Genomic DNA, 12,509 nt, shown 5'->3' on the forward strand with positions numbered 1-12,509 from the left:
GACAGGAGGAATACAACATGGCAAAAAAAGCCCCTGAAATAGGCGATTACAAGTATGGTTTTCATGACCGTGACGTATCACTATTCCGTTCAGAACGTGGTTTAACGCCGGAAATTGTGAAAGAAATTTCAAAAATGAAAGAAGAACCAGAGTGGATGCTTGATTTCCGTTTGAAATCATTGGACCATTTTTATAAAATGCCGATGCCGCAATGGGGCGGCGATATGGCCTCTTTGAATTTTGATGAAATTACGTACTATGTAAAGCCATCTGAAAAATCAGAGCGTTCATGGGATGAGGTACCGGAAGAAATCAAGCAAACGTTTGATAAACTTGGTATTCCAGAAGCAGAGCAAAAGTATCTGGCAGGTGTATCGGCTCAGTACGAATCAGAAGTTGTGTACCACAACATGAAAGAAGATCTGGAAGACATGGGGATCGTCTTTAAAGACACAGATTCTGCTATGAAAGAAAACGAAGATATTTTTCGCAAGTATTGGGCGAAGCTTATTCCGCCAACAGATAACAAGTTCGCCGCGTTAAATTCAGCTGTTTGGTCCGGCGGATCATTTATTTACGTACCGCCAGGCGTCAAAGTGGATACGCCGCTTCAAGCGTACTTCCGCATTAACTCAGAAAACATGGGGCAGTTCGAACGGACGCTTATTATCGTTGATAAAGACGCAAGCGTGCATTACGTAGAAGGATGTACGGCACCGGTTTATACAACGAATTCACTTCACTCGGCCGTTGTTGAGATTTTCGTTGAAGCAGGCGGATACTGCCGCTATACAACGATTCAAAACTGGGCAAATAATGTATATAATCTTGTAACGAAACGTGCGATATGTGAAGCGAATGCAACAATGGAATGGGTTGATGGAAACATCGGATCAAAATTAACGATGAAATATCCAGCTGTTATTCTAAAAGGTGAAGGTGCACGCGGTATGACATTATCTATTGCCCTAGCCGGTAAAGGACAGCATCAGGATGCCGGTGCGAAAATGACTCATTTAGCGCCAAATACATCGTCAACAATCGTTTCAAAATCAATCTCGAAACAAGGCGGAAAAGTAACGTACCGCGGAATCGTTCACTTTGGACGTAAAGCGGACGGTGCACGCTCAAACATCGAGTGTGATACGTTGATTATGGATAACAAATCAACCTCTGATACAATTCCGTACAACGAAATTTTGAATGATAACATTTCACTTGAGCATGAAGCGAAAGTATCAAAAGTATCCGAAGAGCAGCTATTCTACTTGATGAGCCGCGGTCTTTCAGAAGAAGAAGCGACTGAAATGATCGTCATGGGCTTTATCGAGCCATTCACAAAAGAATTGCCAATGGAATACGCAGTTGAAATGAATCGTCTAATCAAGTTTGAAATGGAAGGTTCAATCGGTTAATCCAACAAAAAATCCCCTTACAAGGGGATTTTTTGTTGGAAAAAAAGTGTGCATCATACTTAATAGACATCGTTTTGGCTGACAAATATCCGGGGTTTAGCCTTTAAGCAGGGGTGAGTTGGTCGCTCGCTTCATCTTCATCTTCATTGGCAATTGATACATCTTCGATAAAGGGTGTATGTATGTTTATCATATCATCTTGAATGCTGGCGAGCTGCTCGTCTACGATACGCGCATCTTCTATGTGTCTTGTAATTGTGGTCGCAACGTCGTTGAAATAGCTGCTTGTATTTTCGATGAGGTGAATTGTATCATGACTCAATTGCTTCTGATTGTTCATACCATTCAGTGAGACATGAGCGTTTTCGCTCACCTCGTTTGAAATATTCGCCATCTCAGCCATCATGGACATAATCTGACTACTGATTTTTGTGGCCATTTTCAGTACATCTTGGTTGCTGTAGGTCGCTTTTTCGGCATCTTCAATTTTCGCTTGAATGGTGGTCGTCACGTCTTCAATATGTTTCGTGCTCTCCGCTGTACTTTCAGCTAGTTTCCGCACTTCCGCTGCGACAACGGCAAAGCCTTTCCCATGTTCACCGGCGCGGGCAGCTTCAATGGACGCATTTAGTGCGAGGAGATTTGTTTGGTTGGCGATTGAACTGATCACTTGGACGATGTCTTTAATCGTTTTTGAATGTTCGCCGAGTTCTTTCATGCTTTCCGCTGTACCATTCATTTGATGTTCTAAGCTGTTAACAAGCTGAGTGTTTTCATTCATCATTTTTTCATGTTCGGTCGTTTTTTGAGATAGTGTATTAGATGAATCGATCAATAATTGACCGGTACTGACAAGTTGGTAAGAATTATTGCTTGTTTTTTCCTCAAGCTCTTTTATTTCGTCAAACTGTTTTCGAATGTGCATGATAAGTTCTTCAAGATCATAATGCTGTTGATTCACCTGTTGGTGCTGTCCAATTGTGCTTAGCACTGTCTCTTCAAACTGCTGGCAGAATTGAGCATGCGCTTCTTGGAGCTGTTTATTTTCCTGTTCCAGTTGTTTAATACGTTCGTTAGCTTCCTGTAATTCGATAGACAAATGTGTTTTTTTAGTTGATTTCCACCAGGACATGATGCTTCCTCCTCATTTTGTTACCATTAGTGTAACAGAACTTTTGTATAATAGGTGAAAAGTCTTGGTTGATTTTTCAAAATTAACATAAGGTTAATAATTATGCTACACTCTTTATATGAGGTGATACGTATGATTTATACGGGTGTAACAGGGTGGGGAGATCATGATACGCTTTATACACAAGGCATAAGGTCTCGCGATAAATTAACAGAATACGCGGCTCATTTTCCGACAGTGGAAGTGGATGCGAGTTTTTATGCCGTACAGCCAGAACGGAATATGCGTAAATGGACCGATGAAACGCCTGAGGGTTTCCGTTTCGTCGTAAAAGCCTATCAAGGAATGACTGGACACGAACGCGGTGAGATTCCATTTGATTCAAAAAAAGAGATGTTTCACGCGTTTCATTTGTCGCTCACACCAATGATTGAATCAAATAAGCTAGCAATGGTTTTGTTTCAATTTCCGCCCTGGTTTGACTGTACACGTAAAAATGTCACATATCTTCGGTATTGTAAAGAAAAAATGGGCGACGTGCCGCTAGCGATTGAATTTCGTAATCAAACGTGGTACAAAGCCGTCTTTATCGATAAAACACTAACCTTTTTAGAACAGGAAAACTGGATTCATACAGTATGCGATGAACCACAGGCCGGTGACGGGTCGATTCCAATTGTGCTTCACGCTACCCATAAAGAAAAAACACTAATCCGTATGCATGGGCGTAATCGAATTGGATGGCAGAAAAATGGAAATAAAAATTGGCGGGAAGTACGCTATTTATATCGCTATAATGAACATGAACTAAGGCAGTGGGTTTACTTTACAAATGAACTTAAAAAGCAATCTAAAGACATCTATATACTGTTTAACAATAATTCTGGCGGGGACGCGGCAGACAATGCAAAGCAGTTTCTCGCGCTCTCCGGTATTCATTATGACAATCTTGCATCACGTCAGCTCGATCTTTTTTAGGGGGAACATCATATTATGGAATGGCTTATTTTACTTGGGATCGGGCTTATCGCTGCAACGGTCGGTGCACTCGTCGGTCTCGGCGGCGGCATTATTATCGTTCCGGCGCTGCTGTTTCTCGGCGGTACGTCGCTGCTTGATCCGGTCTCACCGCAAATAGCGGTCGGCACGTCATCCGTTATTTTAATCATTACCGGTCTTTCGTCCACGCTCGCTTACATGAAGCAAAAAAAGGTGGATTATAAACTCGGTTTTATTCTTTTTATTGGCAGTGCGCCCGGCAGCATCATCGGCGCGTATGCAAACAAAGAACTTGATATGAGTCAGTTTAGCTTATATTTTGGTTTATTTATGGTGTTCATGTCATTTGTTCTTATGTTTAAAAATCGTGCAAAGCCGCTGTTTGGCGCACGTGGTATGACCCGTACATTTACTGATAACGAGGGCACGCACACGTATTCAATTGAGCCAATTACCGGAACAATTGCCTCGTTTATTGTCGGCTTTTTTGGCGGACTGTTCGGCATTGGCGGCGGCTCGCTCATGGTGCCTGCAATGATTATGTTATTCGCTGTTCCCCCGCACGTTGCGGTGGCAACATCGATGCTGCTGATTTTCTTATCCGCGGGTGTCTCAAGCGTCACGCACATTTCGCTCGGCAATGTAGAATGGCTGTACGCTGCTGCACTTGTCCCAGGTGCATGGTTTGGGGCTAAACTCGGTGCTTGGCTGAATGCGCGAATCGCTTCGAAAACGGTTGTGCATCTTCTTCGACTCGTTCTTATTTTCGTCGGTGTCCGTCTCATTTGGCAGGGCATTATGTAAAAGGTGGAATTACTTATGAAAAAAACAATACACATTTATCATACAAATGATTTACACAGTCATTTTGAAAACTGGCCGCGCATCGCTCTTTTTTTAAAGGAAAGAAGACATCTTCATGAAGAAGCAGGCGATTATACATTTCTGTTTGACATCGGTGACCACGTAGACCGTGCGCATCCTTTAACAGAAGGGACACTGGGTTCTTTTAATGTAGAGTTATTAAATAAATCAAAATTTGATGCAGTCGCTATTGGAAACAATGAAGGCATTACATTGCCGAAAGAAGGATTAAATCGTTTATATGAACAGGCGAAGTTTCCCGTCCTTTGCGCGAATATATTTGATCAAAATGGTGCGCGGCCAGAATGGGCATTGCCGTATAGCTTCTTTCAAGCAGGTGATATAACAATCGCGGTAACGTCTGCCACAGCGCAGTATACAGCGTTTTATGAAGAAATTGGCTGGGAGATTAGGGATCCGCTTAACGAGTTGAAAATGCAAATTAAAGCGCTCAAAAAGCGAGCAGATTTTGTGATCGTACTCTCTCATCTGGGCATGTATGATGATGAAAAGATTGCACAGGAAACAGAAGCAGATGTCATTCTGGGCGGACATACACATCACTTATTTCACGAAGGAAAAGAAGTAAACGGTACATTGCTTGCGGCTGCTGGGAAATATGGTTATTTTACCGGTCATGTCGAAATTGATATTAATGAAGAAACAAACACTATTTGTGCAAAACGGGCACGTGTATATGAAACAAATCAGTCATTAAAAGCACCAGATGATGAAAAAGAACAGCAGGCATCCTTTCTAGAACGCGGGAAACAGGTACTGTCTATACCCGTTGTGCATCTTGAAAAGACATTAACGAGCGATTGGTTTAACCCATCTGTGCTGCCGAAAATGCTGACAGAAGCGCTAACGGAATGGTGCGGTGCGGATTGTTCCTTTTTAAATGCAGGTGTTGTGCTCGGAGACTTATTAGCCGGCACTGTGACGAAATACGATATTCATAGGCTGCTGCCTCATCCGATTAATCCGTGTGTAATTGAATTAACAGGAGCAGAGCTAGCCGAAGTACTCCGCCAGACAGGCGACGAAAATTGGGCCCATACGCAAATTAAAGGACTCGGTTTCCGTGGAAAAGTGATGGGACAATTCGTCTATGACCGGATTGAGATAGACGGCCCCGCTATTTTCATTGACGGGAGTGCACTTGATTTGAAAAAAACGTACAAACTGGCGACACTCGACATGTTCACATACGGTCATTATTTTGTAGAACTTCATCGCGCGCGTATAAAAACCTATTTTATGCCGGAATTTTTACGTGACGTATTAGAATGGAAATTATTGAAGTTATAAGACCTCTTCCCGCATACAATGCGGAAAGGGGGTTTTTTTATGCGACGGCGAAGAAAATGGCGAAGCAAGTCACAGTTGTCCATACGCCACCGCTTTATGATGGCTGTCCTTTTATTTATATTCGGCATTTTATTTATTTTATGGCTGATTAACCGGAATATTCAGCCCGTCCTTTTAAATTATGCAGATATGCAAACTGAGAAAATTGCTTCCATGGTGCTGCAAAAAGCCATAAGTAAAGAAATTACAGAAAACCTTGATATAAAAGACATTATGATTACGGAAAAAGGAGAAGGAGGCGCCACGACCTTTAACGCGGAAGTAATCAATAAAGTGCTCGCGGAAGTGACTGATCTTGCGGAGAAAAATTTGGATCAAGCAGAGGCAGGGAACCTGCAAGAGCTAGAAAAATTGTCGGGTGTTGATATTGATGTACAAAAGACCATGCAAGGAGAAGGCATTGCCTACACCATTCCACTCGGACAAATTACGAACAATGCGATACTCGGCAATATCGGGCCAAGGATACCGATTCGATTCTATGCGCTCGGGGACGTGACGTCCAATGTGGAGACAAAAGTGGAACCATTTGGCATTAATTCGGCCTATGTCGAAGTATACATTGAGCTTGAAGTAAATGTGAAAGTGATCGTGCCATTTGCATCAGAGACGAAGATCGTCAAGCAAACATTGCCAGTCGCAATGGGGCTCGTACATGGCACTGTGCCGAATTACTATAATCCGGATTCGGTTGGTATTCCAGCAAAATAATGTGGTGGTAAAGGTTCGTGTTTTCTGATAAGATGAAAACGAAATTAAACGCAAGAGCAATGAATGCAATCTCTCATTGCTCTTTTTATATGCTTATGCAGAGGAGAAATAGGATGGAGAATACAATCTTTTCGCTGTTGCCGCCAGTACTCGCGATTATTATGGTAATCCTTACACGTCGTGTGCTTCTGTCACTTGGCGTCGGCATTATCGCAGCAGCATTATTGTTAGCAGAGTTTAGCATTGGCAAAATGGTTTCAATCGCATGGTCCGCTTTTTCAATCAATGTTTATACGGTGACAGACGGAGTATTTGAATGGAGCATGTGGAATCTGTACATCATTTTCTTTTTGCTTATTCTTGGTATGATTACCGCATTTATTAACATATCGGGCGGCAGCCGCGCGTTTGGTGAATGGGCGGTAACACGTGTGAAATCGCGTACGAGCGCGCAAGTAATGACAGCGTTGCTCGGCATTCTTATTTTTATCGATGATTATTTTAATGCGTTAGCGGTCGGACAAGTATCACGTCCGATTACAGACCGCCATCGAATTTCTCGTGCGAAACTTGCGTACATTATCGATTCAACATCTGCACCGGTTTGTGTAGTCGCACCGGTTTCCAGCTGGGGCGCCTACATTATCGGTTTGATCGGCACGATATTGACAGCTCATCAAGTGGCGGATTTAACGGCATTTTCAGCATTTATGCAAATGATACCGATGAATTATTACGTCTGGGCGGCACTCGGGATGGTGTTCGTTGTCGCGCTGATGAACGCTGATTTTGGGCCGATGAAAAAGCATGAAGATCATGCCATTCAAACGGGTGAGGTTGTTTTTCATGGTCGTGAAATTCCAGGTGAAATGAAAGAAGATTTGCCTGTAAGTGATCGTGGGAAAGTAGGCGGTCTTGTATGGCCGATTGTCGCATTGATTGCAGGCACCGTTGCTTCAATGCTGTATACGGGCGCTCAAGCTGCTGGTGAAGGGGCAGGTCTTCTCGCGATTTTTGAAAACACAGATGTAGCCAAATCATTGTTCTTAGGCGGCCTTTTTGGTTTCGCTGTAGCCATTCTCGTATTTGCCCGCCAAGCATCCGTTTTTCCTGAAGGAGCAGGTGCTGTTTTTAGAAAAGGAATCGTAGAAGGAGTAAAAGCGATGCTCCCTGCTGTATACATTCTGTTTTTTGCCTGGACGATTGTGACGTTGATTGGTGAACTTGGCACGGGCACTTATTTGGCAGGACTTGTTGAACAATCAAATATGAACACGGGTCTTTTGCCTATTGTTTTGTTTGTGATTGCGGGCATTATGGCCTTTTCAACTGGAACAAGCTGGGGTTCATTTGGCATTTTACTTCCGATTGCTGGTGAAATTGCGGCGGTAACAGACATCGCATTGCTGCTTCCGGCAATGGCCGCTGTACTGGCAGGTTCGGTATTTGGCGATCATTGCTCACCTATTTCTGATACGACTATTTTGTCTTCAACAGGTGCTGGCAGTAATCACATCGATCATGTGATGACGCAAATTCCGTACGCGCTTATTTCCGCGGTTATTGCAGCGATTGGCTATCTTGTGCTTGGCTTTACAGGCAGCACATTTGCAGGGCTGTTCATCACGCTGGCATTGCTCGGGGCAGTGGCCTTTTTCTTGAGAAAGAAAAGAATAAGTATTTCATAATGAAAGAAGCAGAGGGAATTTTTTAAACATATATAAGGACAATTAGTTACCGAAATAGAAAGCCTGTATCCTAGATTACCAAGTAATCATTGATACAGGCTTTTTAAAAACATATCTCATCTTTACTAACGCTTCTCGTTACTATTACTTTCAAGCTCCAAAAGTCAAAAGACATTCCTCTCACTATAAAAATTCTTGATGTTCAGTTTCTGAATGATAACCCGTTTTCTTTTAAAGCAGACCTTAGTATAGGGAAAGAAGCTGGTCCAATACCGTGAAATTGTAAAATCTCTTTTTCAGTATATGTTGACAGCTGCTGCAAAGTAGTTATTCCATTGTGTTCCAATGCTCGTCTTGCGGGTGCCGAGAGAAGTGAAAGAAATCCGCTGTCAGGCTTGCGTTCTTGCTCACAAATTGGGCAGGAAGGACAATCGCTGCTTTTATAATAGTGGTGTCCTTTGTTGCAAGTTTTCAAACTCTTTTCTGAAGTTGTCATTTTCATCTATCTCCAATCTTAAGAATTTATTTTTTATGTTAAACACGCTGCCAATTAATGAATGGCATCCTGTATTCTTATCCAGTATCACTGTTTTGGTAGAGGTATTGCTTAGTCCGTTTTATCATCACTTCATTTTTCCAAATAGCGTTTTAACGCATCCAAATCTTTTGCACAAGCATTTTTAAAAATGCCAGCCATCATTTTCCCAAGCCATTTTGACAAGCCGGTAAGTCCTTTTATCTCACCAAATAAAATAATTTCTGTATGATCAGGCGATGGAGCGAGTATATATGTATAGATATATTCTCCTTTGCCCGTTGTTCCTTTCGTTCCATCACAGCGCAGCACCACTTTTTCTGGTTCCTCAAGTCCAACAACTTCAAAATATTCAGCGGCTTCTTTACCGAACATTTTTCTTGTTTCTTTCCATTGGCTTCCAACTTGCAAAGGCCCCTCATCGAATCGATCTAATCCCACTAAACCTTGCATCCAGTGCTTAGCAGAATCAAGGTCAATCAACCCTTTATATGCTTTTTCTTGAGAGACATAAAGGATTCTTTTTACTTCAAAACGAATACTCAAGCTCATTTCCTCCTTTTTGACGAATACGACTTTTCGCTTGCCGATATTTTTTCCATTGGTTCGATCCTTTTTTGCAGCGAGACATTTTCTTGCTCAAATCTGCTACTGCTTTGGCGCGAAATTGGGAAAGACTGCGCATCGCCCGTCCTGAAACTACTAAAGCTTTGTCCTCTGTTGCCACCGTCACCGCATGAATTTCTCCTAAATCACCACCGGCTACTTTACCGTCATACGAAGAGAGATCTTTTTCAGGAACTTGAACGGAATAACAAAACCAGTACGCTCCATTTCGCCACACAATTTCCGCATAATTGCAGTTTTCAAGATTTTCCTCGGACCGATTGGGAATGATGACTGCCTTGTTTTTCTTCGGAACCTTTTCCGTCCACGCTTTCTTTTTTGTTAACAAGTCTGAAAGAGCGTATCCATATTCGGCTTTCTTGATCGTGATGGTCTCTTTGAAAATGGACATGGACGCTTTTTTTAACGGAATGCAATAATAGTATTTTTTTCGCCACGGATATTTGGCTTTTTTATCCGTTTTTCGCAGCTGTCAAATGGTCTCACGGTTCGCTGCGTATTTATCCGCAATCGCTTGAACCGTTTGAGAATGAAGATCGTAGGTTTGTTTTCGAATGGCTTGAATCTCTGTTTTACTCAGCCACTTTTTACACGTGACATAATAAGAAGTCGCTTCTCGAACGATGTCATTCCAAACAGAAGCGGCTTCCCGTTGCATGATCCTTAATTCATCGTATACATGTTGATTATAAGGAATTCGAAAGGAATGTGTGACAAACATAGTGGTTCCCCTTCCTAGCTTGATACGCTCATCATAACAGAATATACGTTCTAGAAACAAAAGATAAGCGTTGAAAAAACAAAAAATTAGAACGATTAACATGTCAAAAGACACACCTCGTTCGACCTCACTCTCATCCCATGTCTAAAGACGATGGGCTTTCCCATTCGGAAAATCTGTAACACTTCTAAAATGGCATCCTTGTTAAATGAACCTGCCGCGTTAGCAGAAAAAGAAAAATTCTTTATTCTTTCCTCTTAATATGTATGTGTCGTTAAGAATTTCACTCTGCTTTTATTAGATGAGGAACTATGTTAAAGTAATTTTATATGGTCCAATGATTGGAGATGAAGCAGATGAGTACGAAAGAAGAATACTTGCGTAAACCGGAATGGTTAAAAATAAAGCTGAACACGAACGAAAACTATACAGATTTGAAAAAGATGATGCGTGAAAAGAAATTACATACGGTCTGTGAAGAAGCCAAGTGTCCAAATATTCACGAATGCTGGGCTGTTCGCCGTACGGCCACTTTTATGATTCTCGGCAGTATCTGCACGCGAGCATGCCGTTTTTGTGCGGTGAAAACAGGTCTGCCAACAGAACTTGATTTAGAAGAACCAGAACGCGTAGCGGATTCTGTTGCGCAAATGAATTTGAAGCATGTTGTGGTCACAGCCGTTGCCCGTGATGATTTAAAAGATGGCGGCGCTTACGTATTTGCGGAAACGGTTCGGGCGATACGCCGGAAAAATCCGTTTACATCCATTGAAGTTTTGCCATCTGACATGGGGGGCATAGAAGAAAATTTACAAATGCTTATGGAAGCAAAACCGGATATTTTAAATCACAATATCGAAACGGTTCGCCGTTTAACACCGAGAGTTCGGGCACGCGCAAAGTATGACCGCTCGCTTGAATTTTTGCGTAGAGCGAAAGAAATGCAACCGGAAATCCCGACCAAATCAAGCTTAATGATCGGCCTCGGTGAAACAAAAGAAGAAATCATTGAGGTAATGGATGATCTTCGTGCGAACAATGTAGATATTATGACGATCGGTCAGTACTTGCAGCCTTCGAAAAAACATTTGAAAGTTGTGAAATATTATCATCCGGACGAATTTGCGGAACTGCGTGCCATCGCGATGACAAAAGGATTCAGCCACTGTGAAGCGGGTCCTATGGTGCGTTCTTCTTACCATGCCGACGAGCAGGTAAATGCAGCGGCAAAAGCAAGACACGAAAAAGGCGAGGCGCGGGAAGCAAAATGATTACCATACAAAATGATAGCTATGAACTGATCGAAGAGCGGATGGATGGTTTCGATGAAGAAGCCTTCCGTGCCCGCTACAGTGACATTTTATCGAAATATGACTTCATTGTCGGCGACTGGGGCTACGGCCAGCTGCGGCTGAAGGGGTTCTTCGGTGATGACAACAAAAAAGCGTCATATGATAATAAATTTTCTACAATACGGGATTACTTACTTGAATACTGCAACTTTGGCTGCGGCTATTTTATTTTAAAAAAGCTGCCTGTCTCAAGTGCAAAATAAAAACCGGCTTAATGGCCGGTTTTTTTGTATAAAAGGGCGAATCTATGACAATATGAGCGAATCGGGAAAAGGCCCTGTTCGCAATGAACAGAGCCTTCTTATTAAATAACTTCATACAAAAATTCTTTTAATTCAGCAGCTTCTTCCTCATTTAAATCAAAGGCATACTCAATATAGCCAGGCTCGTCCAAATCATCGCGGCCAATAATTGCATACTTGTTTCCTTGCAAGTTTAGAACGATCCGCTTCCCGTAGTAGCGGTCCGTCTGCATTAACGCAAAATCATATCTCGCATGGTCACCGGCGAAACTGACAAAACGTGTCGTTGTCGTGTCCATTTCATCGTAAAGAAAAAAACGTTCACTCATCCGTGATCCTCCACTCGTTCATTTTCAACCATTGTATCACATGTTACAATAAGAGCGGAAAGGATGGATGCCAGTGTACTTTATTGACCGAAAAAAAATGGAATTAACACTCCGCTTTATGGAAGAGCAAATAATCTTTTTGGAACAACAGCCTGTATGGATCACACCGCTTGAACAGGCGGCGCTCGAACGGATTGCGCAAAGAATCGTTGAATCGATCATTGATGTCGGCAATGCGGTGATTGATGGTTTTATTATGCGTGACCCCGGCAGCTATGAAGACATCATCGATATTATGGAGGATGAAAAAGTCATTGCAAAAGAGCAGGCTGTCCCGCTTAAAGATGTGATTGGTCTTCGTAAAAAGCTTGTTCGTGAGTATACGGATATTTCACACGATGAAATGGCAGCGCTGTTAATCGCAAATAAAAAAGAATTGATTGATTTTCCGAAACGAGTCCGTGCCTATTTAGAAAATGAACTTGGGCCCGTTTCCGCATTTTTACCTGAGTGAGGAGAGAGA

The 12,509-nt window shown here is 42.3% G+C and carries 15 protein-coding genes; 9 read left to right on the forward strand and 6 right to left on the reverse strand.

Features of this window, described 5'->3' with window-relative positions; translation table 11 throughout:
* Positions 1-17 precede the first annotated feature (17 nt).
* Positions 18-1,415: a Fe-S cluster assembly protein SufB gene (sufB, locus tag ACZYRN_RS08270; protein WP_488911049.1), complete on the forward strand. Its 1,398-nt coding sequence runs from the start codon at positions 18-20 to the stop codon at positions 1,413-1,415.
* A gap of 103 nt (positions 1,416-1,518) precedes the next feature.
* Here sufB and ACZYRN_RS08275 read toward each other — a convergent pair whose 3' ends face one another.
* Entirely contained in the window at positions 1,519-2,547 is a 1,029-nt protein-coding gene (locus ACZYRN_RS08275; RefSeq protein WP_488911050.1) for a methyl-accepting chemotaxis protein, read from the reverse strand.
* Positions 2,548-2,679: 132 nt separating this feature from the next.
* Here ACZYRN_RS08275 and ACZYRN_RS08280 point away from each other — a divergent pair, with 132 nt between their 5' ends.
* From ACZYRN_RS08280 to ACZYRN_RS08300, 5 genes are all read left to right on the forward strand, one after another.
* Positions 2,680-3,525, forward strand: coding sequence for a DUF72 domain-containing protein (locus ACZYRN_RS08280; protein ID WP_488911051.1), 846 nt, complete (start codon positions 2,680-2,682; stop codon positions 3,523-3,525).
* A 15-nt stretch (positions 3,526-3,540) separates the two neighbouring features.
* Positions 3,541-4,350 carry a sulfite exporter TauE/SafE family protein gene (locus tag ACZYRN_RS08285; protein ID WP_488911052.1) on the forward strand — a complete coding sequence of 270 codons (810 nt, stop codon included), beginning with the start codon at positions 3,541-3,543 and terminating at the stop codon, positions 4,348-4,350.
* Positions 4,351-4,365: 15 nt separating this feature from the next.
* Positions 4,366-5,721, forward strand: a complete 1,356-nt coding sequence (locus ACZYRN_RS08290; RefSeq protein ID WP_488911053.1) for a bifunctional metallophosphatase/5'-nucleotidase — start codon at positions 4,366-4,368, stop codon at positions 5,719-5,721.
* Between the two features lie 39 nt (positions 5,722-5,760).
* Positions 5,761-6,492 carry a sporulation protein YunB gene (gene yunB, locus ACZYRN_RS08295; RefSeq protein ID WP_488911054.1) on the forward strand — a complete coding sequence of 244 codons (732 nt, stop codon included), beginning with the start codon at positions 5,761-5,763 and terminating at the stop codon, positions 6,490-6,492.
* Positions 6,493-6,605: 113 nt separating this feature from the next.
* Positions 6,606-8,180, forward strand: coding sequence for a Na+/H+ antiporter NhaC family protein (locus ACZYRN_RS08300; RefSeq protein ID WP_488911055.1), 1,575 nt, complete (start codon positions 6,606-6,608; stop codon positions 8,178-8,180).
* A 202-nt stretch (positions 8,181-8,382) separates the two neighbouring features.
* On the opposite strand, the gene ACZYRN_RS08305 is transcribed toward ACZYRN_RS08300, so the two are convergent.
* The 4 genes from ACZYRN_RS08305 to ACZYRN_RS08320 all read right to left on the reverse strand — a co-directional run bounded on the left by ACZYRN_RS08305 (position 8,383) and on the right by ACZYRN_RS08320 (position 10,063).
* On the reverse strand, positions 8,383-8,676 hold the full coding sequence (locus tag ACZYRN_RS08305) for an RNA polymerase alpha subunit C-terminal domain-containing protein (protein WP_488911056.1): 294 nt from the start codon (positions 8,674-8,676) through the stop codon (positions 8,383-8,385).
* A gap of 132 nt (positions 8,677-8,808) precedes the next feature.
* On the reverse strand, positions 8,809-9,267 hold the full coding sequence (locus tag ACZYRN_RS08310) for an SRPBCC family protein (RefSeq protein WP_488911057.1): 459 nt from the start codon (positions 9,265-9,267) through the stop codon (positions 8,809-8,811).
* On the reverse strand, positions 9,245-9,733 hold the full coding sequence (locus ACZYRN_RS08315; RefSeq protein ID WP_488911058.1) for a hypothetical protein: 489 nt from the start codon (positions 9,731-9,733) through the stop codon (positions 9,245-9,247). Before ACZYRN_RS08315 ends, ACZYRN_RS08310 begins: the two co-directional genes overlap by 23 nt.
* Before the next feature lie 81 nt (positions 9,734-9,814).
* Positions 9,815-10,063 carry a hypothetical protein gene (locus ACZYRN_RS08320; protein WP_488911059.1) on the reverse strand — a complete coding sequence of 83 codons (249 nt, stop codon included), beginning with the start codon at positions 10,061-10,063 and terminating at the stop codon, positions 9,815-9,817.
* 356 nt (positions 10,064-10,419) lie between these two features.
* Here ACZYRN_RS08320 and lipA point away from each other — a divergent pair, with 356 nt between their 5' ends.
* Positions 10,420-11,334 (forward strand): lipoyl synthase, encoded by a 915-nt coding sequence (gene lipA, locus ACZYRN_RS08325; RefSeq protein WP_488911060.1) that lies wholly within the window; start codon positions 10,420-10,422, stop codon positions 11,332-11,334.
* The gene (locus ACZYRN_RS08330; RefSeq protein ID WP_488911061.1) at positions 11,331-11,618 is read left to right on the forward strand and encodes a YutD family protein; all 288 of its coding nucleotides are present in this window, start codon (positions 11,331-11,333) and stop codon (positions 11,616-11,618) included. The genes lipA and ACZYRN_RS08330 overlap by 4 nt, the downstream gene beginning before the upstream one ends.
* Before the next feature lie 101 nt (positions 11,619-11,719).
* Here ACZYRN_RS08330 and ACZYRN_RS08335 read toward each other — a convergent pair whose 3' ends face one another.
* Positions 11,720-11,986 (reverse strand): DUF3055 domain-containing protein, encoded by a 267-nt coding sequence (locus ACZYRN_RS08335; protein ID WP_488911062.1) that lies wholly within the window; start codon positions 11,984-11,986, stop codon positions 11,720-11,722.
* Between the two features lie 73 nt (positions 11,987-12,059).
* Between ACZYRN_RS08335 and ACZYRN_RS08340 the strand changes: the two genes are divergently transcribed.
* Positions 12,060-12,500, forward strand: coding sequence for a DUF86 domain-containing protein (locus ACZYRN_RS08340; RefSeq protein ID WP_488911063.1), 441 nt, complete (start codon positions 12,060-12,062; stop codon positions 12,498-12,500).
* Positions 12,501-12,509 lie beyond the last annotated feature (9 nt).

The sequence above is a fragment of the Domibacillus sp. F004 genome (assembly GCF_057814295.1).